Annotated in this window: 20 protein-coding genes, 1 other RNA gene and 9 pseudogenes; 16 read left to right on the top strand and 14 right to left on the bottom strand. The window is 39.9% G+C overall.

Translation table 11 applies throughout. The annotated features are described in order from the left end of the window. Positions 1-121: 121 nt before the first annotated feature. The 3 genes and pseudogenes from NYR89_RS06370 to NYR89_RS06380 all read right to left on the bottom strand — a co-directional run bounded on the left by NYR89_RS06370 (position 122) and on the right by NYR89_RS06380 (position 2,552). Positions 122-712, bottom strand: a complete 591-nt coding sequence (locus tag NYR89_RS06370) for a YjaG family protein (protein WP_279445170.1) — start codon at positions 710-712, stop codon at positions 122-124. A 119-nt stretch (positions 713-831) separates the two neighbouring features. Then, positions 832-1,897 (bottom strand): annotated as a pseudogene (hemE, locus tag NYR89_RS06375) (uroporphyrinogen decarboxylase). Between the two features lie 103 nt (positions 1,898-2,000). Beyond that, positions 2,001-2,552, bottom strand: a complete 552-nt coding sequence (locus NYR89_RS06380) for a UPF0149 family protein (RefSeq protein WP_279445171.1) — start codon at positions 2,550-2,552, stop codon at positions 2,001-2,003. 76 nt (positions 2,553-2,628) lie between these two features. Between NYR89_RS06380 and NYR89_RS06385 the strand changes: the two genes are divergently transcribed. The 6 genes and pseudogenes from NYR89_RS06385 to NYR89_RS06410 all read left to right on the top strand — a co-directional run bounded on the left by NYR89_RS06385 (position 2,629) and on the right by NYR89_RS06410 (position 8,049). Beyond that, complete coding sequence (locus NYR89_RS06385; protein ID WP_279445172.1) at positions 2,629-2,949, top strand: cell division protein ZapA; 321 nt, start codon at positions 2,629-2,631, stop codon at positions 2,947-2,949. Between the two features lie 68 nt (positions 2,950-3,017). Next, a non-coding RNA gene (ssrS, locus tag NYR89_RS06390) (6S RNA) lies at positions 3,018-3,199 on the top strand. Positions 3,200-3,221: 22 nt separating this feature from the next. Continuing rightward, entirely contained in the window at positions 3,222-3,800 is a 579-nt protein-coding gene (locus tag NYR89_RS06395; protein WP_279445173.1) for a 5-formyltetrahydrofolate cyclo-ligase, read from the top strand. Then, positions 3,797-4,581, top strand: a pseudogene (locus NYR89_RS06400) (IclR family transcriptional regulator). Before NYR89_RS06395 ends, NYR89_RS06400 begins: the two are co-directional and overlap by 4 nt. Before the next feature lie 559 nt (positions 4,582-5,140). Next, positions 5,141-6,655, top strand: a complete 1,515-nt coding sequence (putP, locus tag NYR89_RS06405; RefSeq protein ID WP_279445175.1) for a sodium/proline symporter PutP — start codon at positions 5,141-5,143, stop codon at positions 6,653-6,655. 166 nt (positions 6,656-6,821) lie between these two features. Continuing rightward, positions 6,822-8,049 (top strand): annotated as a pseudogene (locus tag NYR89_RS06410) (uracil-xanthine permease family protein). A 108-nt stretch (positions 8,050-8,157) separates the two neighbouring features. Here the strand turns inward: NYR89_RS06410 and NYR89_RS06415 are convergent. Beyond that, positions 8,158-9,003 carry a co-chaperone YbbN gene (locus NYR89_RS06415; protein WP_279445176.1) on the bottom strand — a complete coding sequence of 282 codons (846 nt, stop codon included), beginning with the start codon at positions 9,001-9,003 and terminating at the stop codon, positions 8,158-8,160. Positions 9,004-9,046: 43 nt separating this feature from the next. Continuing rightward, entirely contained in the window at positions 9,047-9,373 is a 327-nt protein-coding gene (gene glpE, locus NYR89_RS06420; RefSeq protein WP_279445177.1) for a thiosulfate sulfurtransferase GlpE, read from the bottom strand. Between the two features lie 186 nt (positions 9,374-9,559). On the opposite strand from glpE, the pseudogene exbB reads away from it, so the two are divergent. The 10 genes and pseudogenes from exbB (at position 9,560) to psiE (ending at position 15,662) form a co-directional block, all read left to right on the top strand. Then, positions 9,560-10,008 (top strand): annotated as a pseudogene (gene exbB / locus NYR89_RS06425) (TonB-system energizer ExbB). An 11-nt stretch (positions 10,009-10,019) separates the two neighbouring features. Continuing rightward, a pseudogene (gene exbD / locus NYR89_RS06430) lies at positions 10,020-10,410 on the top strand (TonB system transport protein ExbD). Between the two features lie 9 nt (positions 10,411-10,419). After that, positions 10,420-11,301, top strand: a complete 882-nt coding sequence (locus tag NYR89_RS06435; RefSeq protein ID WP_279445178.1) for a TonB family protein — start codon at positions 10,420-10,422, stop codon at positions 11,299-11,301. A gap of 169 nt (positions 11,302-11,470) precedes the next feature. Next, a pseudogene (locus NYR89_RS06440) lies at positions 11,471-11,802 on the top strand (YbaB/EbfC family nucleoid-associated protein). Positions 11,803-11,869: 67 nt separating this feature from the next. Beyond that, entirely contained in the window at positions 11,870-12,475 is a 606-nt protein-coding gene (recR, locus tag NYR89_RS06445) for a recombination mediator RecR (protein ID WP_279445179.1), read from the top strand. 80 nt (positions 12,476-12,555) lie between these two features. Next, on the top strand, positions 12,556-12,879 hold the full coding sequence (gene grxD / locus NYR89_RS06450; RefSeq protein WP_279446658.1) for a Grx4 family monothiol glutaredoxin: 324 nt from the start codon (positions 12,556-12,558) through the stop codon (positions 12,877-12,879). 141 nt (positions 12,880-13,020) lie between these two features. Beyond that, a complete protein-coding gene (locus NYR89_RS06455) occupies positions 13,021-14,058 on the top strand; it encodes a branched-chain amino acid aminotransferase (RefSeq protein ID WP_279445180.1) in 1,038 nt (345 codons plus the stop codon). Between the two features lie 82 nt (positions 14,059-14,140). Continuing rightward, positions 14,141-14,485 (top strand): RidA family protein, encoded by a 345-nt coding sequence (locus NYR89_RS06460; RefSeq protein WP_279445181.1) that lies wholly within the window; start codon positions 14,141-14,143, stop codon positions 14,483-14,485. Positions 14,486-14,541: 56 nt separating this feature from the next. Continuing rightward, positions 14,542-15,174 (top strand): hydrolase, encoded by a 633-nt coding sequence (locus NYR89_RS06465; protein ID WP_279445182.1) that lies wholly within the window; start codon positions 14,542-14,544, stop codon positions 15,172-15,174. A 77-nt stretch (positions 15,175-15,251) separates the two neighbouring features. Beyond that, complete coding sequence (gene psiE / locus NYR89_RS06470; RefSeq protein ID WP_279445183.1) at positions 15,252-15,662, top strand: phosphate-starvation-inducible protein PsiE; 411 nt, start codon at positions 15,252-15,254, stop codon at positions 15,660-15,662. Positions 15,663-15,801: 139 nt separating this feature from the next. Here psiE and NYR89_RS06475 read toward each other — a convergent pair whose 3' ends face one another. The 9 genes and pseudogenes from NYR89_RS06475 to nrfB all read right to left on the bottom strand — a co-directional run bounded on the left by NYR89_RS06475 (position 15,802) and on the right by nrfB (position 25,701). Further along, positions 15,802-16,791, bottom strand: a complete 990-nt coding sequence (locus NYR89_RS06475) for a peptide ABC transporter ATP-binding protein (RefSeq protein ID WP_279445184.1) — start codon at positions 16,789-16,791, stop codon at positions 15,802-15,804. A 15-nt stretch (positions 16,792-16,806) separates the two neighbouring features. Beyond that, positions 16,807-17,791, bottom strand: a pseudogene (gene dppD, locus NYR89_RS06480) (dipeptide ABC transporter ATP-binding protein). 10 nt (positions 17,792-17,801) lie between these two features. After that, entirely contained in the window at positions 17,802-18,692 is an 891-nt protein-coding gene (locus NYR89_RS06485) for an ABC transporter permease subunit (RefSeq protein WP_279445185.1), read from the bottom strand. A gap of 77 nt (positions 18,693-18,769) precedes the next feature. Next, a pseudogene (locus tag NYR89_RS06490) lies at positions 18,770-19,773 on the bottom strand (ABC transporter permease subunit). A gap of 123 nt (positions 19,774-19,896) precedes the next feature. After that, entirely contained in the window at positions 19,897-21,498 is a 1,602-nt protein-coding gene (locus tag NYR89_RS06495; RefSeq protein WP_279445186.1) for an ABC transporter substrate-binding protein, read from the bottom strand. Between the two features lie 164 nt (positions 21,499-21,662). Next, positions 21,663-23,258, bottom strand: coding sequence for an ABC transporter substrate-binding protein (locus NYR89_RS06500; protein ID WP_279445187.1), 1,596 nt, complete (start codon positions 23,256-23,258; stop codon positions 21,663-21,665). Between the two features lie 145 nt (positions 23,259-23,403). Further along, entirely contained in the window at positions 23,404-24,372 is a 969-nt protein-coding gene (gene nrfD / locus NYR89_RS06505; protein WP_279445188.1) for a cytochrome c nitrite reductase subunit NrfD, read from the bottom strand. Continuing rightward, a pseudogene (nrfC, locus tag NYR89_RS06510) lies at positions 24,372-25,048 on the bottom strand (cytochrome c nitrite reductase Fe-S protein). The gene nrfD and the pseudogene nrfC overlap by 1 nt, the downstream one beginning before the upstream one ends. Next, complete coding sequence (nrfB, locus tag NYR89_RS06515) at positions 25,048-25,701, bottom strand: cytochrome c nitrite reductase pentaheme subunit (protein ID WP_279445189.1); 654 nt, start codon at positions 25,699-25,701, stop codon at positions 25,048-25,050. Before nrfB ends, nrfC begins: the two are co-directional and overlap by 1 nt. Between the last annotated feature and the right edge of the window lie 9 nt (positions 25,702-25,710).

Genomic DNA, 25,710 nt, shown 5'->3' on the forward strand with positions numbered 1-25,710 from the left:
AGATTTTATTTAGATAAATGGCGTTAACCCGCCTGAAACTTGTTGCATAACGCCCCGCTAGCTTAATTCAAACTGAGATATTCTCAAAGTGAATAATGCGACATTATATGGGGAAGTTGATTCATTGATTAAATTTTAACCCAATATTACTAATTCCGCTACTGCGAATCTCATTTTTTAATTCAAGAATGAGTTCAATATCACGTTCTTCACACTCATTAAGCAAACGATAAACTTGCCACTGTACATCAAGTTCATCTTGAATTTCTTCCGCATTTTTAAGCTCTTGTTCATTTAATTCACGGTCTTGTTGCATTTCTAAATAGCTTGCCACCGTACCTAATGAAATTTGGCTAATGCGAATCGCTTGTTCTAAGGTCGAACCGGCAATTAGACTATGTAATAATTCAGAAAGCACTTCACACGCCTCTTGTGCGGGTAAGACACCAAAAAAGTCATAATCGTTCACATCCGGAATAATTTCTTCTAATTTTTCCAGCTGATTATCAAAGTTAATCTTTGCACCTTTAACCGTTAAAAACTCCCAAACTAAGTTGAGAACATTTTGGAATACCTTGGCTTTTTCCGGCTGTTCAGTCACCTCACAAAACAGCTGATAATTCGGATACATTCTTTCGCAAAGGCACGCCATAAACGTTAGATGTTGCCAAGACTCAAAACGTTCCATACGTTTATGAATAGGATTTCTCATTTTTCCCTCTTTCGTTAAACTAAGCTAATTTCCCAAAATACAAGCGGTCGGATTTTCATAATTTTTTGCAAAATTTTCCCAAAATTTAACTGCTTGTTTAAAGTAAACCGGCTATGAGATTACTTATGGTATTGCTTTGAGTACTTGTGAATCGCATCCACAAATACTTTCGGACTATGTTCCGGCACATCTTGATGAATCCCATGTCCAAGATTAAACACATGACCAGAGCCTTGACCAAAACCGGCTAAAATTTGTTGTACTTCTTGCTCGATACGTTCCGGTTGAGCATATAATACGCTCGGATCCATATTGCCTTGTAATGCTACTTTATGTCCCACACGACGACGAGCATCAGCGATATCAATCGTCCAGTCTAAACCTACCGCATCACAGCCGGTTTCCGCAATCGCTTCCAACCATAAACCGCCGCCTTTGGTAAATAAGGTGACCGGCACTTTTCTGCCTTCGTTTTCACGAATTAAACCGTCCACAATTTTGTGCATATAACGTAGCGAGAACGCTTTATATTCATTATGTGCTAATACACCGCCCCAAGTATCGAACACCATCACTGCTTGTGCGCCCGCTTTAATTTGTGCATTCAGATATAAGATCACACTATCGGCTAATTTATCTAATAATGCGTGTAGAATTTGCGGATCGGCATACATCATTTTTTTGATTTTAGTGAACGCCTTGCTTGAGCCGCCTTCCACCATATAGGTTGCTAATGTCCACGGACTGCCTGAGAAACCGATTAACGGCACTTCGCCTTTTAATTCACGGCGAATGGTACGTACCGCATTCATCACATATTGTAATTCGCCTTCTGGATCCGGAATCGGTAAGTTTTCTACCTGTGCTTTATTTTCAATCGGACGAGCAAATTTAGGGCCTTCGCCAGCACCAAAACTTAAACCTAAGCCCATTGCATCCGGAATAGTTAAAATATCAGAAAATAAAATCGGTCGCATCCAACGCATAACGACGTAATGGTTGTAACGTCACTTCACAGGCTAAATCCGCATTGCGACATAAAGACATAAAATCGCCGGCTTCTGCGCGTGTTGCTTTATATTCCGGTAAATAACGCCCTGCTTGACGCATCATCCACACCGGTGTCATATCTACAGGTTCACGTAAGAGTGCTTTTAAATAGCGATCATTTTTTAATTGATTCATTGTATTCCTCGTATATCAGTTCAAAATAGAAAAGCGGTTAAATTTTATTTAAAATTTGTAAAATATTGCCATAAAGTAACCGCTTGTATATAACTCATCAGGATTAATGAATTTGAGGTTTTTCGCTTTTATTGACATTTAGCGCAAAATGGCTGTGTAGGAATAAAGTTAATACTCGAAGATATTCAACCACTTCCTCTCCTGCTTCCAACAATTCATTATTCTCATCTTCTTCATTGTACCCTAATTTAGAGATTTCTTCTAAATCATCTAGAGCCTCGCCGATTTCATCCGTTTCACGGCTTAATTTAGGTTGTGCTAATCCTAATCCTAGCAAAAATTGACTGGTCCATTCCGCTATCGCATCCGCTAAAGCAAAGCCGTCTTCATTATTCGGCATCCAAAGTGAAAATAAGGTATTTGCTTCATCAAAACTTTCCGTTAGTTGTTGATAAAAATCACTCAATGTTGCTAAAGGCACTTGAGAAAAAGCATGACCGCCATTTAAAAATTGATAGGTAAGCGTTTTCCAAGATTCGTCTTGTACACCGCCAGCAATTAATCCGCTTAAAAAGCCGTGTACTTCCGCCGCCGTATCTGTAATTTGTAACTGTGAAATTAATTGATTAAATTCATTTGATTGTGTAATAGCCATAGTGTCTTATTTGTGATTCTGTCAAAGAATGGCATAATAGCAAAAAATTTATATTACTTGTGAGGATTTCGCGACTATGTCGGCAAATTATATTGAAGTTCAAATTTTTGGACAGGTACTTCGTTTACACTGTCCACCGGAACAACAGGAACATCTACTTGCATCCGCAGAACGTTTAGAAGAACGTGTGGCGCTTTTGAAAGATCAATCCGGTATTATCCAACTTGAAAAAGTGTTAGCGATTGTTGCATTAAATCTTAATTACGAGCTTGAGCAAGAAAAACAAAAAAATGCGAATAATAAAGCTGTATTAGAATCCTGTATTCAGCAACTTGATAGTTCTCTCAATAAATTACTGACAAATACATCGGTTGAGATTAATCAAGAAAACGTTTAAAAGCTGATCATTTGTGAATTTTTCTAAATTCAAGACTAGGAAAAATCATTAATTTCCGTTAGTATAACTCTTGCCTGAGGTGTACGTTGTTAGTTACGTCCCTGAGCCGATAATTTAAAACTTTGAGTTGGACATCTAATCGCTGGTGAGCAGGCTTACCTTGAGTAAGAAGCCTAAAGGCAATTAAGTTCGATTCCCTTGAACCTTCTGGTTCAAGGACCATCACTGATAACGGCACTTCGGGTTCTTTTTTGCATTAAGGTGGTTTTACTATGCAAACTCATCAAATGCCACTTCGTAAGCAATTTCGCCAAATAATTCAAGCTGAACGAGCGAAATTATCTCCCGATCAACAAATTACCGCTTCTTTAAATCTTATTCCGAAAGCATTAGCTTTAATTAATCATTATCGTGCCGAACATATTGCTCTTTACTTACCTTTTAATCACGAAATCTCTCCGTTACCACTTATTGATAACTTGCTTGCCTTAGGAAAATCCGTTTATCTTCCCGTGTTACACCCTTTTGCTAAAGGTCATCTACTCTTTTTAAAATATGATTCCTCCTGTGTCTTAGAAACACATCGCTTCGGAATGTTGCAACCCAAACTTGATGTTCGCAACGTAAAACCATTAACTGAATTGGATATGATCTTTACACCGTTATTGGCTTGTGATTTGGCAAAAAATCGCTTAGGGTATGGTGGCGGATTTTATGACAGAACCCTTGCAATGGCATCAGCAAAAACAATAAGCGTAGGCTTGGCACACCAATGCCAATTGATTGAGCAAGTGCCGACAGAACCTTGGGATATACCACTTAATCATTTGGTTATTGGAGAAATAATATGACAGAAAAAGAATCGGCAGGAAGCCAAACATTAATTCGAGGACTTAAATTACTTGAATTACTTTCTCAATACCCAAACGGTTGCCCTCTCGCCCAATTGTCTGAACTCGCTCATTTAAATAAGAGTACCGTTCATCGTCTGTTACAAAGTTTGCAACAAGAGGGATTTGTTCGCCCTGCACCCACCGCAGGCAGTTATCGCTTATCTACCAAATGTTTAGCTATCGGGCAAAGAGCATTAAGTTCCTTAAATATTTTGCATATTGCCGCCCCTCATTTAGAAGCTCTCAATTTAAAATTAGGTGAAACGGTAAACTTTGCGATGCGAGAAGAACATCACGCAATTCTTATCTATAAATTAGAGCCGACTATCGGAATGATGAAAACGCGAGCTTATATTGGGCAAAGATTACAACTGTATTGTTCTGGTATGGGGAAATTATTTCTAGCTTACGATCGGCCTGACTATATCCCACATTATTGGCAAATTAAACAAGATGTTATTCAACAGTTAACACCAAATACGATTACGACCATTCCGGCAATGAATATCGAATTAGAAAAAATTCGCTCGCAACAATTTGCGATGGATGATGAAGAAAACGAAATGGGTGTTTCGTGCATTGCTTGTCCAATTTTTGATCATCAAGGAAAAGTCATCTATGCCGTTTCGGTTTCACTTTCTACCGCAAGACTAGCTCAATCCGGATTTAATACTTTATATTCGGAAATCCAATCAACCGCACAAAAATTTCGGAAGAATTGGGTTGGCATCAATTATAAGCGGTTAGATCTGCACCATTTTTTGCAAAATCTCAGCAAAGATCTGATCATATTGTCAGGCATTTTTTCTATCCACAAACGCTGTGGATAACTTTGTGGATTTCTTTATAAAAAGTTATCTAACCCTAGGTGGGATCTCGATCTTTTTCTCGCAATACTGAATTGAACACAAAATAACTTATTTAATAAAATCAATTAGTTACATTTTATCTAGCTATTTTAGCAAAAAATTTTATATTTTCTAAGTGTAAAAATACTTGACAAATCTCGCCTGTGTAAAAGTTATTTTACTTCCTTCTATTATGGATAAAAACCCAAACCACAATTTAATATAAAATTAACATTTAAAACAGATTTGTCTTATTTAACTTTTTCACAATATTCTGAAGTAAACAAATCTTCCGCAACTTGCTAAAAAATTGATTTAACTCGTAAGTGCCGCATAAAAACAGCTGAATTTTTGTGAAAAATTCATTTCTCCCCTATCTTTTGCTATAATTCTCGACTTTTGCACCAAGTTAATAAAATTAGCAACATAGAAAGAATAAGAGGAATAACTATGTTCAACTTCGATCCGACAACTATCACATTCCTGATTTATATTATTGGAATGATTGCGATTGGTTTTATTGCCTATCGTATGACCAATAATTTATCAGATTATATTTTAGGCGGTCGCCGTTTAGGCAGTTTCGTGACGGCTTTATCTGCCGGTGCATCCGATATGTCCGGTTGGTTACTGATGGGATTACCCGGTGCAGTCTATGCCGGCGGTTTAATTGAAGGCTGGTTAGCTATCGGTCTTACTATCGGTGCATATCTAAACTGGAAACTGGTTGCAGGCCGTTTACGTTCACATACGGAACATAGCGGTGATGCACTCACACTTCCCGAATATTTTCATAATCGTTTTAATGATGAAACCCGTATTATCAAAATTTTATCAGCACTTATTTTTTTGCTGTTCTTTGCCGTGTATTGTGCATCAGGTGTCGTAGCCGGTGCGAGAGTTTTTGAGAATCTTTTCGGTGTTCCTTATGAAAATGCGATTTGGTATGGTGCAATTGCAACTATTCTTTATACTTTCATCGGCGGATTTTTAGCTGTAAGTTGGACTGATACCATTCAAGCATCATTGATGTTATTTGCATTAATTTTAACGCCTGTATTCGTGGTAATGAATGTAGGCGGCTTTGATGTTATGCAAGAAACGATTGCAAGAGTCGGTGAGTTAGCACAGAAAGATTATAATGATATTTTTAGCGGGACAACGGTACTTGGTGTATTAAGCCTATTAGCTTGGGGCTTAGGCTACTTCGGACAACCTCATATCGTAGTACGTTTTATGGCGACTGAAAGTGTTAAATCATTGGAAAATGCTCGTCGTATCAGTATGACTTGGATGGTGATCTGTCTAGTTGGTGCAATCGGTATCGGTTATTTCGGTATGGCGTATTTCTTTACCCATCCGGAACAAGCTAATGTAGTAAATCAAAATAAAGAACAGATCTTTATTGAATTAGCAAAATTACTGTTTAATCCGTGGATTGCTGGTGTGCTACTTTCTGCTATTTTAGTCGCAGTAATGAGCACCCTTTCAGCACAGCTATTAATTTGTTCAAGTGCGATTACCGAAGATCTCTATAAAGGGATTCTACGTCCGTCCGCTACTGATAAAGAATTAGTGTGGCTCGGTCGAGTTATGGTGTTAGCGGTTGCGGCATTAGCCATCTATATCGCACAAGATCCAAACAGCCAAGTATTCGGTTTAGTGAAAGACGCTTGGGCAGGCTTTGGTAGTGCTTTCGGTCCAGTCGTATTACTGTCATTATTTTGGAACCGTATGAACGGTTTCGGAGCAATTAGCGGTATGTTAGTCGGTGCATTAATCGTTTATTTCTGGAAAGATATTACTGTTTGGGCAGGTTTACCTGAGGTGTATTCAATGATTCCCGGCTTTATTCTTGCAACATTAGCGATTATCCTTGTTTCGCTCATGACCCCACCGCCAAGTAAAAAGGTAACCGATACGTTTGAGCGTGCAGATAAAGCCTATTTAGCAGAGCTTAAATAAAAACGATTTACGATTAAAATTAGCACACTATTTATCCCCTTAGCGACAAGCTAAGGGGATTTTAATTTTCTGTTTAGCAAGTCATTTACTTTTCAGCTATAATGTGCCAACTATCCCGTGAGGTAGTATTTACGTATGTTAATTCAAACCGAGAGTTGAAACAAAAATGACAAATCAAACTATCAGCACACCTAAACAGGTGTTTGTTGGCTTACAAATGCTATTTGTGGCATTTGGTGCTTTAGTGTTAATGCCGTTAATTACCGGCTTAGATCCTAATACAGCCCTCCTGACTGCCGGTATCGGTACCCTACTTTTCCAACTTTGTACCAAAGGTCAAGTGCCTATCTTCCTCGCATCTTCCTTCGCCTTTATCGCACCGATTCAATACGGCGTACAACAATGGGGGATCCCAACCACCATGGGTGGTTTGGTATTTACCGGTTTTGTTTACTTCGCATTAAGTGCGTTAGTGAAATGGAAAGGGGCAAATATCCTCGAAAAACTTTTCCCACCGGTGGTAGTTGGTCCGGTAATCATTATTATCGGCTTAGGTTTAGCACCGACTGCGGTTGATATGGCTCTCGGTAAAGGTACAACTATTGAACCGAATACCGCCTTACTGATTTCAATGGCAACGCTAATTACTACGCTTGTGGTAGCGGTCTTTGCCAAAGGTTTAATGAAATTAGTCCCGATTATGTTCGGAATTGTGGTTGGTTATATCCTTTCACTCGTGTTCGGCATCATTGATTTTAGCCCGGTAACTAATGCCGCTTGGTTTAGCTTACCGAAGCTCACCACGCCGGAATTTAAGTTAGAAGCGATTCTTTACTTATTACCTATCGCCCTTGCACCGGCAGTCGAACACGTCGGTGGTATTATGGCGATCAGCTCAGTAACTGGTAAAGATTTTATGAATAAACCGGGTTTACACCGCACCTTATTAGGTGACGGCGTTGCAACCTCTGCCGCAAAGATTTTTAGGCGGCCCACCAAATACTACTTATGCGGAAGTTACCGGTGCGGTTATGCTCACCAAAAACTTTAACCCACGTGTAATGACCTTTGCCGCTATTTGGGCAATTGCCATTTCATTCTGCGGCAAAGTGGGCGCCTTCTTACAAACCATCCCGGGCGTAGTGATGGGCGGCATTATGATGTTAGTTTTCGGTTCTATCGCGACAGTTGGTATGAGTACATTAATTCGTGCCAAAGTGGATATGGGCGAAGCTCGCAACCTCTGTATCGTTTCAGTAGTCATGACCTTCGGCATCGGCGGCATGCTGATCAACGTTGGCGAATTTTCATTGAAAGGTATCAGTCTCTGTGCTATTGCGGCAATTATTATGAACTTATTACTTCCGAAAGAAGTCGCTAAAAAAGCAGAATAATTTACAATTTCTGATAATAAACAAGCGGTCAAATTCTGTTAAAAATTTGCAAATTGCAAAAGATTTTTGGAATTTGACCGCTTATTTTTGGTTTTTAGGATAACAACATTAGTACAACAATGAATAAAGCTGTCGTCTAAATTTCGGCACAATAGGATCATTACCTAAAGCAGAAAGAATCGCTAAAAATTGGCTTTTGACTTCCCCATTAGCTGTATTTAAATCCGCTTTAAGCCACTCGAAAAGTAATGCTAACGCTTCTTCGTTCTTATGAACCTGATGTAGCTGGTTTGCTAAACGAATCGCAATTTCCGGTGTTTTATTATTCGCATAATCTGCTTGTAATTGCTGTAATTCAGGCGATTCGTTCGCTTGCTCTAACAATTCAATCTGTGCCTGTAAACCATTCCAACGGCTATCACGATCTTGAATCGGAATCTGCTTTAAGATCTCTCGAGCGTCTTCTACTTTTTTCATCACAATAAAAGTTTCCGCATAAAGCAAAGCAAAATCGCTGTTTTTCTTATCGGTCATTTCCCAAGCTGATTTAAGTAACGGTAATGCCTCTTCATAACGCTGATCTTGCAATAATTCCAAAGCCTGATTGAATTTAAGCTCTTCTTCTTTCGGCAGAATATTTGCCAAACGTACACGCATTTCTTGCTCAGAAATCGCCCCTTGAATCATATCAACCGGTTGTCCGCCTGCGAAAAGATACATCGTTGGAATCGTTTGAATCCTAAATTGAGCCGCCAATGCTTGTTGTTCATCGCAATTTACCGTAGCCAATAAAAATTGTTCAGGATTTTCATCCGCCAAACGGCGTAATAATGAATCCATTTCCAATGAAGCAACTTCTCTCGGCGAGATAAAACTAAACACCACCGGCACTTGTGCCGCCGCATTCCACACTTCACTAAAATTACTTTCAGTCACATTGACAAAATCATTCATACTCTTTTCCTAATCTAAAAAATCAGCACATTATACCTTATTTTTAGTAAGCCGTTTCAATCGGTAAACCGTTTCGCTCCCAACCATCAAAACCGCCTTTCACACTATATACGCGATCAAAACCCTGTTCGACTAAAAACTGAGCAGTATTACGACTACTTACACCATGGTAACAGATCACTATTACCGGCTCCTCATAATCCACTTCATCTAAAAAACGTCCATAACTTTCATTGGTTAAATGAAACGCATCTTGTGGATGACTATAAACATAACGGCGTGCATCACGAATGTCTGCTAAAGTCGCTCCTTCATTTTCCATTAATTCCCACGCCTGTTGCGGACTGATTTCAGTAAATGTTTCACTCATAAATAATTTCTCGAATAGTCAATAATAAAAAATCGAGCGAATATAGCATAATCTATAAAATAAAAATAAACGAGAATACCTATTATTACAAGTTGAATTTTCTGGCTCGCTTAGTATAATTACGAACCATTTTCATTTCACAGAATTATCTGTTTTCTTCATATTTAGATCGTTTCCGAGGATTTTATGGAACAAATGCTTGAACTGTTACAAGGCCATGTCGATTATATTATTTTGGGCTTACTATTATTAATGAGTATCATATTAGTATGGAAAATCATTGAACGAATCCTGTTTTATAAACAACTTGATGTTGCACAATATGAAACTATTCACGATTTAGAAATTGATGTGACCCGTAACCTCACTACCATTTCGACTATCGGAGCCAATGCACCTTATGTCGGCTTATTAGGTACGGTATTAGGTATTTTATTAACCTTTTATCATTTAGGCCATTCCGGTGGAGAGATTGATGCGCTTCAATTATGGTGCATTTATCACTTGCACTAAAAGCCACTGCGGCAGGTATCTTAGTTGCAATTCCGGCAATGATGTTCTACAGCGGTTTTAATCGTAAAGTAGAAGAAAGCAAACTTAAATGGCAAGCCATTCAGGCTCGTAAAGCCAATTAATAAGGTGTTCTATGAAAAAGTTTGATGAGATTAATATCATTCCGTTCATTGATATTATGTTGGTGTTGTTGGCAATAGTATTAGTAACTGCTTCATTTATTTCACAGGGAAAAATTCCAGTAAACGTGCCTAAAGCGACAACAACTCAAGCGATGAAAGCGGATGAATTAGCAAAATTACTGACCATCACGGAAAATAATGAGTTCTATTTCAATGACAAACCGATTACAAAAGAAGCATTAACTACGGAAGTCGCAGACTTGGGATAAGACTCAAAAAGTTACCTTAAAAGTTGATGGTGCAGTTGCATTTGAGAAATTTGTTGAACTGACTGATATTCTCTCTGCTAACGAAATTAAAAATGTTGCTATCGTAACGAAAAAAGATACAGCGAAGAAATAGGATACGAGTATGAAGAAAAAACATTCTCGTATCGGTTTAGTTAGTTCCATTGCTTTCCATTCTCTTATTTTTGCCGGTATTACTTCTGTTGTTGTCAATTCTCACTCCGATATAAAACCTCAAGAAGAAGCCTTATCTATTGAGATGGTTGTCGCATTATTAGAACAGCCTCAAGTTGCTGTAGCACAAGAAACACCAACGCCAGTAGAATCCGAACAGCAAATAGAACAAGAGCCTGAACCGGAAGTTATACCGGAAGCAATTCCTGAACCGAAACCAGTTCCTAAGCCTAAACCGAAAGAAAAACCAAAAGAGAAGCCAAAGGAAAAACCTAAAGAGAAACCGAAACCAAAAGAAGTTGAAAAGCCGAAAGAAAAGCCTAAAAAAGAAAAACCGAAAGAAATCGTAAAACCGATTAAAGCCTTAGAGAAAGGCCCTGAAGCTAAACAAGGTATTGTTGCTAAAGCAGTACCAAATGCTTTCCAAGGTACTCAAGTTCGTGCTGGTATTCCAAATGGTAAACCTGAAGGAAATCCAAACGGAATTGCTACAAACGGTTCTAAAAACGGAACGATAGCTGGTAATAATAACGGCGGAAGTTCTGCGAGTGAAATCTCAGCTTATAAAGCGGCACTACAACGTGCTTTACAACGCCGAGCAAGTAGTTCCTATCCAACTCGGGAAAAAATGATGCGTAAAACAGGGATTGTAACTATCGGTTTTACTGTTTCGTCATCAGGACAGTTAGCCAATGTACAAGTGCTAAATAGTTCAGGGAATAGTAACTTGGATAATGCGGCAGTAAAAGCAAGACAAAGCACAACAGTTAATCCACCGCCAGCCGGATTCCCAAGTAATATTACTGTACCGGTCAGATTCTCGATTGAATAACTCACATTCATAAGCTCCTTTACGGGGGCTTATTTTTTGGCTTAAAGTAAGCGGTCATTTTTACTAACATTTTGCAAAAAATCGACAAATGATAACCGCTTGCCTAAAGTGAGGTGCTTAAGTAAAATAAACCGTTTCTATTTTTATTATACAAATTGAGGAAAATGTAATGTTTGGAAAAGGCGGCTTAGGCGGTTTAATGAAACAAGCCCAGCAAATGCAAGAGCGTATGCAAAAAATGCAAGAAGAAATCGCACAACTTGAAGTAACCGGCGAATCTGGTGCAGGTTTAGTAAAAGTAACAATCAATGGTGCACATAACTGCCGTCGTATCGAAATCGATCCATCATTAATGGAAGACGATAAAGAAATGGTGGAAGACTTAGTTGCTGCATGACCTTCAATGATGCCGTTCGCCGTGCGGAAGAAATGCAAAAAGAAAAAATGGCGAGTGTGACTGCCGGTATGCAATTACCACCAGGTATGAAATTCCCATTCTAATTTAGCGATAATGGATAGGCGCTTTTGCAACTATCCATTATTAACTTTCAACTACCCATTCCTATTTATGCAAATTAGCCCTTTACTCGAAAACCTTATGGAAGCCCTGCGTGCATTACCCGGTGTCGGTCCGAAATCCGCACAGCGTATGGCATATCATTTATTACAACGCAATCGTTCCGGCGGTATAAGCTTATCTAAAGCCTTGAATGAAGCAATGACACATATCGGTCATTGCAACTCTTGCCGTACATTTACCGAAGAGGACGAATGTAATATCTGTAAAAATCCTCGCCGTCAAATGAGCGGTCAACTTTGTGTGGTTGAAATGCCGGAAGATATTCAAGCAATTGAGCAAACCGGACAGTTTTCAGGACGTTACTTTGTATTAATGGGACATCTTTCGCCGTTGGACGGCATCGGGCCTAGAGAAATTGGCTTAGATCTGTTGCAAAGCCGTTTAGAAAACGAATCTTTTCACGAAGTCATTCTTGCTACTAATCCGACGATAGAAGGCGATGCAACGGCTAATTATATTGCGGAAATGTGCCGTATCCACAATGTAAAAGTGACTCGCATTGCGCATGGGATTCCGGTTGGCGGCTCATTAGAAATGGTAGACGGTACAACCCTTTCCCACTCTTTTGCCGGTAGACGAGATATTTCGTTATAAGATGAAAAGGTTATTTGGCTAGCTATAAAAGTCTGATACAATTACTCAAGTATTAATCACTAGAGGTTATCATGGAAACTATCGATACTATTGAAAAAATCAAAAAACAAATCAGCGAAAACCCAATTCTTCTTTATATGAAAGGTTCGCCGAAATTCCCTTCATGCGGTTTCTCTGCACGTGCGGTGGAAGCGGTAATCAACTGCCAAGTGCCATTCGGTTATGTTGATATTTTAACGAATCCGGATATTCGTGCTGAATTACCGAAATTCGCAAACTGGCCGACTTTCCCACAATTATGGGTAGAAGGCGAATTAGTTGGCGGTTGTGATATCGTATTAGAAATGTTCCAAAAAGGTGAACTACAAACCTTATTAAAAGAAGTCGCGGCTAAACACGCTTAATTCTTTAACAAACATTCGGCCCAAGCCATTCGCTTGGGTTTTTTTCTGCAAAAAATGCCATTTTGCTCTTACATTCTTATTCGTTTTTGGCTTACAATGTAAAAATTCATTTGTAAGAAATAACAATAAGGACACAACAACATGGCTTTAAAAGATTTAGATTGGGCTAATTTAGGCTTTTCCTACATTAAAACAGATTATCGCTTCATCGCACACTGGAAAGACGGCAAATGGGATGAAGGTCAATTAACTACAGATAACACTCTCCATATTCACGAAGGTTCAACTGCACTTCACTACGGCCAACAATGTTTCGAGGGCTTAAAAGCCTATCGTTGCAAAGACGGTTCTATCAATTTATTCCGCCCTGAAGAAAATGCAAAACGTATGCAAGGTACTGCTCGCCGTTTATTAATGGCGGAAGTGCCAACCGAGTTATTTGTGCGTGCTTGTAAAGAAGTGGTCAAAGCAAACCAAGATTGGTTAGGCCCATACGGTTCAGGTGCAACCCTTTACTTACGTCCGTTCTTAATCGGCGTGGGTGAAAATATCGGTGTAAAAGCGACACCAGAATACATTTTCTCCGTATTCTGCTGTCCGGTGGGTGCGTATTTCAAAGGTGGTTTAGCACCATCTAACTTTATTACAACCGACTACGACCGTGCCGCACCAATGGGAACCGGCGGTGTTAAAGTAGGTGGTAACTATGCGACAAGTTTATTACCGCACGAATTAGCGACAGAACAAGGCACAGCAAGACGCAAATTTGCCGATGCGATCTACCTTGATCCGAAAACTCATACCAAAATTGAAGAAGTGGGTGCGGCAAACTTCTTCGGTATTACTAAAGATAATAAATTTATTACCCCAGCGTCAGAATCAATCTTACCAAGTATTACCAAATACTCGTTATTACATATTGCTAAAGAGCGTTTAGGTATGGAAACGATTGAAGGCGACGTATATATCGATCAGTTAGATCAATTCGCTGAAGCCGGTGCTTGTGGTACTGCGGCGGTAATTACGCCGGTTGGTGGTATTCAGCATAAAGGCGATTTCCACGTATTCTATTCGGAAACGGAAGTTGGCCCGGTAACAAAACGCTTATATGCAGAACTTACCGGTATCCAATTCGGTGATGTGGAAGCACCGGAAGGCTGGATTGTTAAAGTAGAATAGGTTAATTTTGTGACAAGCGGTAAAATCTTGCAATTTTTTGCAAATTTCTACCGCTTGTTCTTTTTTAAAGATAGGGAATATTATGATTCAACGTATTGATGTTAGCAAACGTTTCTCTGAAGTTGCCATTTATAACGGCGTAGCTTATCTAGCCGGTCAAGTACCGACGGACGATAGCCAAGACACTTATCAGCAAACCAAACAAGTGCTTGCAGAAATTGATAAATTCTTAGCCAAAGCTAACACCGATAAAAGCAAAATCTTAATGGCAACCGTCTATCTTGCGAATATGGCTTATTATGATGAAATGAACCGAGCTTGGGACGAATGGGTAGCAGAAAATAATGCACCGCCACGGGTCGCGGTGGAAGCAAGACTCGCAAATCCAAACTGGAAGGTTGAAATCGTTGTCACTGCCGCCATTTAATCAGTAGGCGTAAGTATTTGCTTACGCCTAGCGTGCTTAATCGAATAGGAGGAAACATGAGAGCATTTAATCGACACGCTCATATTTTCTTTATTGGTGGTGCAACTGATCTTGAACCCTACTATTTTGTAGGACCTCTAAATAATATCACCATTGCACAAAAAAGATTTGCTAGAAAAATCCACAGATATTTAGCGAACTATACAAATATTCACTTCCATTCTCTTGGCTATAACCGTATTTATCATTTAAGTGATATTGAGTTAAATGTCTTACTCAAAATTCAACCGCAGGATCTTATTTATATTATCGGACATAGTTTAGGCGGTTGGAATGCACCGCATCTAGCCAGAATACTAAAAGACAAAGGCTATCGAGTTCGTATTCTTGCAACGCTTGATCCGGTGGGAGAAGGCACATTAGTTTGGCTCGGCTCAAATATCTATAAAACACCGCAACCCCAACCAGATGCTGATTTTTGGATTAATATTCGAGCAGAAAACGAGAACTTAGATCTTTCCGATATTGTGGCTCAGATAGGTCAACAATGGTTACTGACTGATGAACCAAATATCAATGAAACACTCCATATTCATCATTTCGATGCTCAACAAATGTTAAGACATAAATTACATACGGGAAAATCAATTATGGATTACATTATCGACAATATTCAGCAACTCTTATAATGCTTCTGATTGTGACTTTACGAAAATCGATCTATTATTTTAGAATATAAATTAAATTCTATAATAAAGGATAAAAAATGAATCTCACAGAAGCATTACCTGAAACCATTACCAAACTATTACGCAATATTTTAAGTTCATTACTCATTATTCTTGCTATTGTATTAATCATCGCTTTGGTTAAAGTGACTTACGGACTATGCATAATGATTTTAACTAGTGGAACTACTGTCCCTTATGCCTTAGCCGAACAAATCGTAATGTTCTTTCTCTACTTCGGTTTTTTAGGACTCATTTCGCAATATTTTAAGAGCGGTTATCATTTCCCATTACGCTATTTTATTTATGCTGGGATCACTGCGATGTTACGCCTAATCATTGTTGACCACGAAAGTGCTACAAACACAATTCTATTCGCAGGTGCCATCTTACTCATGGTGATCGCACTTTGCTTAGTACTTTATTCGGATAAACTCAGAAATATCTAAATTATCCGTGTATTACGTAGTTAAATTTTCTAAATATGCTACCGCTTATAAATAAAAAACCACGAAATACAATGATCACATAAGATAATTTCCGAGTAATCCGTGTGTTCCGTGGTTAATATTTATCTTTCTGGCTAAACTAGTCCACCATAAAACAAGCGATTTTTGTGCCGTTTTCGTAGCTTTTTAGTTGCGGCTGTCCCGCTTTGCATTTTTCGGTTGCCAAACGACAACGAGCGTGGAACGCACAACCTTTCGGCGGATTTAACGGGCTGGGTAATTCGCCGGTTAATTTAATCCGCTCACGACGTTGTTCCGGATTTAAACGGGGTGTCGCCGAAAGTAATGCTTGGGTGTACGGGTGACGAGGATTGCCGAAAATCGCTTTAGTTTCGCCTTGCTCTACCACTCGTCCTAAGTACATTACCATCACTTCATCGGCAATATGCTCAACCACCGACAGATCATGCGAAATGAAAACATAAGAAAGCCCCATATCGTCTTGCAGATCCATCATCAAATTAAGCACCTGCGCACGCACCGATACGTCCAATGCCGAAACCGGCTCATCCGCCACTACCACATCAGGATTGAGCATTAAGCCGCGAGCAATTGCAATACGCTGGCGTTGTCCGCCGGAAAACATATGCGGATAACGGTCGTAAAACTCAGGTTTTAAACCGACTTTGCCCATCATTTCCAACACTTTCGCTTTACGCTCTGCTGCCGATAAATCGGTATTGATTAATAACGGCTCTTCTAAAATGCTTCCCACTTTTTTACGCGGATTCAGCGAGCTATAAGGGTTTTGGAATACAATCTGAATTTTCTTACGACGCAATGCGGTGGTTTCTTTATCATTGACTAAGAAATTCTGCCCTTTATAAAACAGCTCGCCTTCGGTCGGGCTTTCAATCATCGTGAGCATTCGCCCCAAGGTTGACTTACCGCGACCGGACTCGCCAACCACCGCCAATGTTTTGCCTCGTTCCAATTGGAATGACACGCCATCTACCGCTTTAACCGTTTTCGGTTTAGCGAACATTCCTTGCTTAACCGGATAATATTTTTTCAGATTTTTCGCATCAAGAAGCGGTGCGTTTTGTTCATTTTTTTGCAAATCAGTCATTTCGCTTCTCCGTTATTACTGCATTGTAGGAATACCATTTTCATCTAACGGGAAATGGCATTTCACTTGGCGACCGCTTAAAACACGTAATTCAGGTTCGCTGGTTCGGCATTTATCCGTAGCATACGGGCAACGAGGATTCAGCAAACAGCCTTGCGGTCGGTCATATTTGCCTGGAACCACACCGGGTAGCGATTGCAAACGAGATTTACCTTCGGCAAATTCAGGCAAGGCTTTAAGCAATGCTTGTGTATAAGGGTGAAGCGGTGCTTTAAAGATTAATTCCGCCTTGCCCTCTTCCACTACTTGCCCTGCATACATCACGATAATGCGATGTGCCGATTCGGCAACCAACGCTAAATCGTGAGTAATCAGAATCAACGCCATATTTTCTTTGCGTTGCAATTCCAGCAATAAGTCAATAATTTGTGCTTGAATCGTTACATCTAATGCGGTGGTCGGCTCATCCGCAATCAATAGTTTCGGATTACACGCAATCGCCATAGCGATCATCACACGCTGGCTCATACCGCCCGAAAGCTGATGCGGGTAAACTTCTAAACGAGATTGCGGATCAGGAATCCCGACCATGGTTAATAATTCAATCGCACGTTCACGGCGAGCCGCTTTTGAGTCAGCCTTGATGCACCTTTAACGCTTCCATAATTTGGAAACCGACCGTATAACTCGGGTTAAGACTGGTCATCGCATCTTGGAAAATCATCGACACATCCGCACCGACAATTTTCTGTTTTTCTTTCGGTTTTAACGCTAATAAATTATTGCCGTTAAACTCAAGCGAATTTGCCGTCACACGACCGGGGAAGTCAATTAAGCCCATAATCGCTAACGAGCTAACCGATTTACCCGATCCGGACTCACCGACAATACCTAACACTTCGCCTTCGTTAATCGTATAACTGATACGATCTACCGCTTTGAAGGGTGCTTTCTCATCACCGAAATGGACAGAAAGCTGATCTACCGTTAATAAAGCCATCTTGCTCTCCTTATTGTTTCAATTTTGGATCGAGTGCATCACGTAAGCCGTCACCCATTAAGTTAAATGCTAAGACGAGTAATAAAATCGCTAACCCCGGAATAGTTACTAACCAGTTTGCCGATTGCATAAAGCCACGAGATTCCGCCAACATTGTACCTAATTCTGGTGTCGGAGGTCGCGCACCAATGCCTAAGAAGCCAAGTGCGGCAAGTTCTAAAATCGCATTGGAGATACCCATCGTCATTTGTACGATTAACGGAGCAAGGCAGTTCGGTAAAATCACGATAAACATTAAACGTAGTACACCAGCACCGGCAACTCGACTCGCTACCACATAATCACGATTTTTTTCACTCATTACCGAAGCACGAGTTAAGCGCACATAGCTTGGAATCGAAACAATCGCAATCGCTATCGCCGCATTAATCAAGGAAGGTCCTAAAATGGTCACCACGCCAATGGTGAGAAGTAAGCTCGGAATAGCTAACATAATATCGACAAAACGCATAATCACGATATCAATCACACCGCCGTAATAGCCGGCAAGTAAGCCTAAAATCACGCCGAATACACAAGATAAAATCACGATAACTAAGCCGATAAACACCGATAAACGCGCACCGTAGATAATACGGGAAAGAATATCACGCCCAATATCATCGGTTCCTAACAGATAAGCGGAATTACCGCCGTCCATCCACGCCGGAGGTAGTAATAAGGCACTACGATTTTGCTCAATCGGGTCAAAAGGAGCGACCCAACCTGCAAATACCGCAAAGAAAAAGACAATAGTAATAAAGGCAAGCCCGATCACCGCACCACGGTTTTGGCAAAAGTAATACCAAAACTCTTGTAAAGGTGTCTTCGGAGCCGGTGCCGAAAGGGTTGTTGAAGACATTATGTATCTCACTCCATTCAAATCATTTTGCAAAATTTTGCGTAAATTTAACCGCTTGTAAAAGCTGAAAAATAGGCTTAGTTATGGCGGATTCTCGGATTAACTACACCGTAAATTAAATCAACGGTTAAATTCACTAAAATAATAATCGTCGCAATAATTAATACCGAACCTTGTAATACCGGATAGTCACGTGCGTTAATCGCATCGATAATCCATTTACCGATACCCGGCCACGAGAAAATATTTTCGGTAAGTACCGCACCGGAAAGTAGTCGCCCCACAATCAGTCCCACTACAGTAACTACCGGAATCAACGCATTGCGTAACGCATGAACAATCACAATACGAGTAGTATTCAAGCCTTTCGCTTTTGCGGTACGAATATAATCTTCACCTAACACTTCCAGCATTGAAGAACGGGTCATACGCGTCACTACCGCCAATGGAATAGTGCCTAACACGATCGAAGGCAAAATCAGCGATTTAATCGCGCGATAAATGCACCCGGCTCATCTGAAACCCAAGTGTCATACAGCATAAAGCCGCTTTCCGCTTCAATCCAATATTCGGAAGGTAAACGTCCTGAAGCAGGTAAACCTAACGGCGTAGAGAAATAGAGAATTAAGATTAAGCCCCACCAGAAAATCGGCATCGAATAACCGGTTAAAGATAAAGTGGTCACCGTATGCGAAATCCATGAATCCTTCTTCACGGCGACAATCACGCCAAGAAAGATACCGAATAGCAACGACCATAATAGTGCAAAGAAAGCTAATTCAACCGTTGCAGGGAAAAGTGTGAAAAATTCTTTTAACACCGGTTCGTTATTACGGAATGAATTGCCGAGATCGCCCTGAAATACCCCTTTAATATAATTAAAATATTGTTCATGTAGTGGCAAATCTAAACCGAGCTGAGCCATCATCTGAGCGTGAACCGCCGGATCTAAGCCTCGTTCTCCCATCCGAATTTCAATCGGATCCCCCGGAATCAAATGCACTAAGGCAAAAGTAATTAACGTTATCGCCAGAAAGGTTGGGATAACCATCAAAAGACGTTTAAGAATAAATGAAAACATTAGGTATACTCATTATTTGTACCACGGAAAATAGGAAAAACACGGCATAAGCGGTAAAATTCAGCGAATTTTTTACAAATTGCCTATCCCCTTTGCCGTGCTTTCAATAGTTAATAAGAGAACTTATTTTGTCTCTAAATCAACCCCGTAGAAATTATGTAAGCTAAATGGGCTGATCACATAACCCTTTACTTCCTTACGGACAGGGAAATAAGTAGTTGAGTGAGCAATTGTTACCCATGGTGCTTGCTCTTTGAAAAGTACTTGAGCTTGTTTATAAAGCTCGGTACGTTTTGCTTTATCAGTTGTTTGAACTGCATCGGTCATTAACTTATCAAAATCTTTATGACAGAATTTGGCATAGTTAGAACCTTGTTTTACCGCCGCACAACTTAATAAGGTATTTAGGAAGTTATCCGGATCTCCGTTATCACCGTTCCAGCCCATCATACCGGTTGTATGTTCGCCGTCACGCATACGATTGAGATATTCACCCCATTCGTAACTCACGATTTTGGCATTCACACCCACTTTTTTCCAATCTTCTTGGATAAGCTCCGCCATACGGCGTGCATTCGGGTTATACGGACGAGAAACCGGCATTGCCCACACTTCGGTATCAAAACCTTTTTCCAATCCGACTTCTTTTAACAAGGCTTTGGCTTTTTCCGGATCATAGTCATAATCCTTCACTTCATCGTTATAGCTCCACATTGTCGGTGGAATCGGATTTTTCGCTTTTTCGCCGGAACCTTGATAAACCGACTGAATAATTGCATCTTTGTTAATTGCATAGTTTAACGCTTGACGCACTTTCACATCATCAAATGGTTTTTTCTGCGTATTGAAATGTAAATAACCGATATTTAAACCCGGTTTGGTCATTAAATTGATATTCGGATCTTTTTTCAATGCTTCCAAATCAGCCGGATTCGGGTAAGGAGTCGCGTGACATTCACCTTTTTGTAATTTTGCCATACGTACCGAAGCATCCGGTGTAATCGCAAAAACTAAACGGTCAATCGCCGCTTTACCTTCCCAATATTGTTCAAAACCTTTATAACGAATCTGAGCATCTTTTTGGTAATCAACAAATTGGAATGGTCCCGTACCAACCGGATGTTGATCTAATTTTTCCGGCGTACCGGCTTTCAATAATTGATCCGCATATTCCGCAGAGAAAATCGAAGCAAAGTCCATCGCAATATTTGCTAAGAATGGGGCATTCGGCACTTTTAGATTAATTTTAACCGTATAATCATCTACTTTCTCAACATTTTGAATAATGTTTCCCATATCCATACCGATAAAATATTCATAGTTACCACCGGATACCTTATGGAAAGGGTGATTCGGATCTAATTGACGATTGAATGAGAACACTACATCGTCCGCATTAAAATCACGACTCGGTTTAAAATCTTTAGTCGAATGGAATTTCACCCCTTTACGTAAATAAAAGGTATAGCTTTTGCCGTCTTCCGACACATCCCATTTTTCAGCTAAAGATGGTACAACTGTTGTTTCGCCTTTAGCAAAGTCAACTAAACGATTAAAAATCGCTTGGCTGGTTGCATCAAGCGTACCACCATCTGTTGCAAATTGCGGATTTAAATAGGTAGGAGAGGCTTCTAAACAATAAACAAATGTTTTAGGTGCGGCAAAAGCCGAACTTGAAGCGGCAATTGCCAATGAGAGCAGAGAAAGTTTTGTTAGTTTCTTCATTGAATACTCCAGTATTGTGTTTGCTTTTTATTTTTATGAATTATTTGAATATACAAGTTTTTCAATGAAGTTCAATACTTTTTCAGTAAAAATCGGTCTAAATTCAACGAAAATTTGCAAATTTCCGCAAAATTTAGACCGCTTGTCATATTTACTGCAATCTATTAATTATTTCCTAACTCCACTCGATAGAAATTGTGCGATAAGAAGGGGCTAACCGTATAGCCTGTTACTTCTTTACGCATAGGAAAATAAGTGGTCGAATGTGCAATCGGAAGCCAAGGTGCTTGCTGTTTAAAAATCACTTGAGCTTGTTTATAAAGAGCTTCTCGTTTTGCCTTATCTGACTCTTGTGCCGCTTGCGTAACTAAATCATTGTAAGATTTGTCACAGAAATGTGCATAATTAGAACCTTGTTTTACGGAATTACAACTTAATAACGTATTCAAGAAGTTATCCGGATCACCATTATCACCAGTCCAGCCCATCATACCGGTTGAATGTTCGCCTTGTTCCATACGTTTGAGGTATTCTCCCCATTCAAAACTGACAATTTTTGCAGTAACACCAATTTTCTTCCAATCTTCCTGAACCATTTCAGCCATACGGCGAGCATTTGGGTTATACGGGCGGGAAACCGGCATTGCCCATAATTCCGTTTCAAAACCGTTTTCCAAGCCGGCTTCTTTTAATAACGCCTTCGCTTTTTCCGGATTATATTCATAATCCTGAACTTGATCGTTATAGCCCCAAATTGTCGGTGGCATTGGATTTTTGGCAACAGAACCTGTTCCTTGATACACCGATTCCAAAATTGCCTGCTTGTTTACCGCATAATTGAGTGCTTGACGCACTTTCTGATTATCTAACGGTTTCTTATCTAAATTAAAGGTAATATAGCCAATATTTAACCCTGATTTTTCCAATACTTGTAAGTTAGTATCTGCTTTCATTTGAGCAATATCAGCTGGGTTCGGATATGGCATTGCCTGACATTCATTTTTCTGCAATTTGGCATAACGCACCGTCGCATCGGGTGTCACACTAAACACTAAGCGGTCTAATTTCGCTCTACCCTGCCAATAATCATCAAATGCTTTAAAACGCACATAAGCATCTTTCTGTAAACCGGCAAACTCAAACGGCCCGGTACCAATCGGTGCGGTATCAACTTTTTCCGGCGTACCCGCTTTTAACATTTGATCTGCATACTCTGAGGATGAAATCGAAGCGAAATCCATCGCAAGATTAGCTAAAAACGGGGCATTCGGTACTTTTAAATGGAATTTAACCACATAAGTATCCACTTTTTCGACTTTTTCAATGATATTAGGCATATCCATACCTAAGAAAAACTCGTAGTTTCCGCCCGATACATTATAGAAATAGTTATATTTATTTAACTGGCGGTTAAAAACGAATAGCACATCATCGGCATTAAAATTACGAGATGGGGTAAACTCTTTATTCTTATGGAACTTAACCCCTTTACGTAAATAAAAGGTATAGGTTTTACCATCTGCAGAAATATCCCATTTTTCAGCTAAGGAAGGAATAAGATTTGTTGTCCCTAGTTCAAAATCAATTAAACGATTATATAACGCCTGTGCTACGTCTAATGTCGCACCGTCTGTACCGATTTGCGGATTCAAAAAGGTGGGAGAAGATTCAATACAATAAGTAAATGTCTGTGGAGTCACCAGAACAGATCCTGAAAAAGTTGCAATAGCAAACGCGGATAAGACTGAGAGTTTTTTCATTAAGATTCCTGATATTGTGTCATATTATTAGTATGTTCTGATATTATCAGGATATATCTTTGCTCTCAAATGAATAGATATAATTTTTTAAATAGATACAAAAAAGTCCTAATATTAATTAGGACTTTTTATCTTTAATTTAGGTTTAACTTGCTATGGTAAGCTGTCCGCCATACAGAATGAAATAGCGTAAACACAATACCCCGATTAAATCGAAGATTGAAACTAAGATGATAAATTTAACATTATGTTTCAAACTATGACTACCAAAGATATTCGCTACTAACGGAATCAAAATACCGATAAACAGTACGCCAATCCAGAAAATTGCACCCCAGAAGCCGGATAAAGCATTATGTAATGCTAATTGCTTATCTGCGCCACCGAAATGTAAGCCGACAAAGAACGCCACTAATAAACCTAATTCGGTAACCATAATCGGTACTTCGAATTTATGGATAAAGTGAACTTCTTTGCTTTCTCCGGATAATTTACCCGCAAGCAAGATCATAAGGAACGTTGCCGCAATACCGGAAGATGTACCTGATGCTAAAAATAACGCTGGTAATACAGGGTTATTTAACATTGGATAACTGATTAAGGCTGAAAGTAAGAAGCCGGTATAAGCACCTAGCACAGCAACGAAGACGAAAAGGATAAACTCAACGGCTTTTAAGCCTTTACTTTCAACAACATCAATCCAATTTAAAATAAATTTAAATGCCGGTAAGTAACGGTTTACTAACATTGCCACCCAATCTTTGAACATAATGGCGATCCATATAACCAATACGGCCATATAAAGTTGGAACAACATTACCCCCATCGACATTACAGAGCTGAAGTTATAGTTAAACATTAACTTCCAGAATGTCCATGGTTTAGTTAGGTGGAAAATAAGTAAAGTTAAACCGATTAGAGTTGGAATAGTCCCTAAAATAGCGGCACTGCGGATTACCCAGTTTTCGCTATTTTTCTCGATTTTATTACCGCTATTACGGTAAGCAATCGCTAACTGCACCGCACCTGATGAAATACCTAATAAGAAAAGGTAAATCGCAATGGTGCTGTCCCACACTAAATTCGGGGTTTGGAATGGAATATAGTCGTTCATTATCTATGTTCCCCCTTGCCAAATGGAATGTGGTATAAGTTCGGCTCTGTACCTAAAGCCACTTTAGTACGATACACAGGGTTCTCGTGTACTTTTTTGTACACTTCGCTATTGCGATCGTTCATATCACCAAAGGTTAATGCTTTAGTCGGACAAGCTTCTACACAAGCAGGTTGTTTGCCTTCCGCAAGATTAGTATCACGGCAGAAGTTACATTTATCTGCTGATTTTTTCTCCGGATGAATAAAACGTACACGGTACGGACAAACTGCGATACAGTATTGGCAACCGACACATAAGTCTGAATGTACGTCAACAATACCGGTTTCCGGATCAACAAATGATGCGCCGGTCGGACAAACAGCAACACAAGGTGCGTTTGTACAATGTTGGCAAGATTGACGGAAAAATTCATACTCTACGTTAGGGAATCACCATACGGCTCGCTACGGATAATTTCTAAACGAGAAACACCTTCCGGTACTTTATTCGTTGTACGGCACGCGTCCATACAAGCGGTACAACCGATACAAGAGGTTTCATCGTGCACCATCGCATAGCGAATTTTTTTCTCTTCTTTCTCAGTAGCAAGAGTTACTGAGGTAGCAAGCCCGGTGCTTGCTACGACAGCGATAGCACCTGCCCCTGAGACGAAGTCTCTACGGGTGCAAGTCATTATTTATTTTCCTTTGCTTTGAGTGAGTCCATTTCAGGGATTTTAAATTCGCCTGAGTGGATTTTTGTATGACAATCCGTACAAAGTTTAATACGTTGTTTTTCAGGAATGTCTTTCATCGGTTCTTTTTCCGGGTGAAGTTCATGACAGTTAGTACATGAGATTTTCGTTGCATGAGTATCATGCGCCCAGAATTTTTCACGTAATTTATCCGCCGTATGACAAGCTACGCACACTTGGTTTTGTTCATTCACCGAACGTTCAAGTGAAGGATTGCTTGCTTTACCGTGCGGATTAAAACGCATTACGTCTTTTACACCTTTACGGTGGTTTTCAGAAATATTACCGTGGCGACTTACGCAAGTAATTTGCTCGCCGTTATTCGGGCTTTTCACATCTTTTTGGAAGTGTTTACCCGCATGGTGGAACGGTTTGCCGGTTGCATTTGCCGATTCATGACATTGCACACAATATTTGTTCGGGTCACGACGTGCATCTTCCGCAATTTGAGCATCACTTGCTTGCTCAGCCCAAAGTGGTTTCGGCTGTTGCGGCATTTCCGCTTGGGAAGCGGTTGAAATTGCAAAAAAACTTGCAAATACGACCGCTTGGAGGGCGATTGCTCGCCCTGCTTTTGAGATAATGTTTTTCATAATTTCACC

The organism is Actinobacillus arthritidis (assembly GCF_029774155.1).
Taxonomy (GTDB): domain Bacteria; phylum Pseudomonadota; class Gammaproteobacteria; order Enterobacterales; family Pasteurellaceae; genus Actinobacillus; species Actinobacillus arthritidis.

What these genes read in the sequence shown, in the direction of transcription:
- NYR89_RS06370 (WP_279445170.1), bottom strand. Translation starts at nt 712, where the DNA reads ATGAGAAATCCTATTCATAAACGTATGGAACGTTTTGAGTCTTGGCAA.
- NYR89_RS06380 (WP_279445171.1), bottom strand. Translation starts at nt 2,552, where the DNA reads ATGGCTATTACACAATCAAATGAATTTAATCAATTAATTTCACAGTTA.
- NYR89_RS06385 (WP_279445172.1), top strand. Translation starts at nt 2,629, where the DNA reads ATGTCGGCAAATTATATTGAAGTTCAAATTTTTGGACAGGTACTTCGT.
- NYR89_RS06395 (WP_279445173.1), top strand. Translation starts at nt 3,222, where the DNA reads ATGCAAACTCATCAAATGCCACTTCGTAAGCAATTTCGCCAAATAATT.
- putP (WP_279445175.1), top strand. Translation starts at nt 5,141, where the DNA reads ATGTTCAACTTCGATCCGACAACTATCACATTCCTGATTTATATTATT.
- NYR89_RS06415 (WP_279445176.1), bottom strand. Translation starts at nt 9,003, where the DNA reads ATGAATGATTTTGTCAATGTGACTGAAAGTAATTTTAGTGAAGTGTGG.
- glpE (WP_279445177.1), bottom strand. Translation starts at nt 9,373, where the DNA reads ATGAGTGAAACATTTACTGAAATCAGTCCGCAACAGGCGTGGGAATTA.
- NYR89_RS06435 (WP_279445178.1), top strand. Translation starts at nt 10,420, where the DNA reads ATGAAGAAAAAACATTCTCGTATCGGTTTAGTTAGTTCCATTGCTTTC.
- recR (WP_279445179.1), top strand. Translation starts at nt 11,870, where the DNA reads ATGCAAATTAGCCCTTTACTCGAAAACCTTATGGAAGCCCTGCGTGCA.
- NYR89_RS06455 (WP_279445180.1), top strand. Translation starts at nt 13,021, where the DNA reads ATGGCTTTAAAAGATTTAGATTGGGCTAATTTAGGCTTTTCCTACATT.
- NYR89_RS06460 (WP_279445181.1), top strand. Translation starts at nt 14,141, where the DNA reads ATGATTCAACGTATTGATGTTAGCAAACGTTTCTCTGAAGTTGCCATT.
- NYR89_RS06465 (WP_279445182.1), top strand. Translation starts at nt 14,542, where the DNA reads ATGAGAGCATTTAATCGACACGCTCATATTTTCTTTATTGGTGGTGCA.
- psiE (WP_279445183.1), top strand. Translation starts at nt 15,252, where the DNA reads ATGAATCTCACAGAAGCATTACCTGAAACCATTACCAAACTATTACGC.
- NYR89_RS06475 (WP_279445184.1), bottom strand. Translation starts at nt 16,791, where the DNA reads ATGACTGATTTGCAAAAAAATGAACAAAACGCACCGCTTCTTGATGCG.
- NYR89_RS06485 (WP_279445185.1), bottom strand. Translation starts at nt 18,692, where the DNA reads ATGTCTTCAACAACCCTTTCGGCACCGGCTCCGAAGACACCTTTACAA.
- NYR89_RS06495 (WP_279445186.1), bottom strand. Translation starts at nt 21,498, where the DNA reads ATGAAGAAACTAACAAAACTTTCTCTGCTCTCATTGGCAATTGCCGCT.
- NYR89_RS06500 (WP_279445187.1), bottom strand. Translation starts at nt 23,258, where the DNA reads ATGAAAAAACTCTCAGTCTTATCCGCGTTTGCTATTGCAACTTTTTCA.
- nrfD (WP_279445188.1), bottom strand. Translation starts at nt 24,372, where the DNA reads ATGAACGACTATATTCCATTCCAAACCCCGAATTTAGTGTGGGACAGC.
- nrfB (WP_279445189.1), bottom strand. Translation starts at nt 25,701, where the DNA reads ATGAAAAACATTATCTCAAAAGCAGGGCGAGCAATCGCCCTCCAAGCG.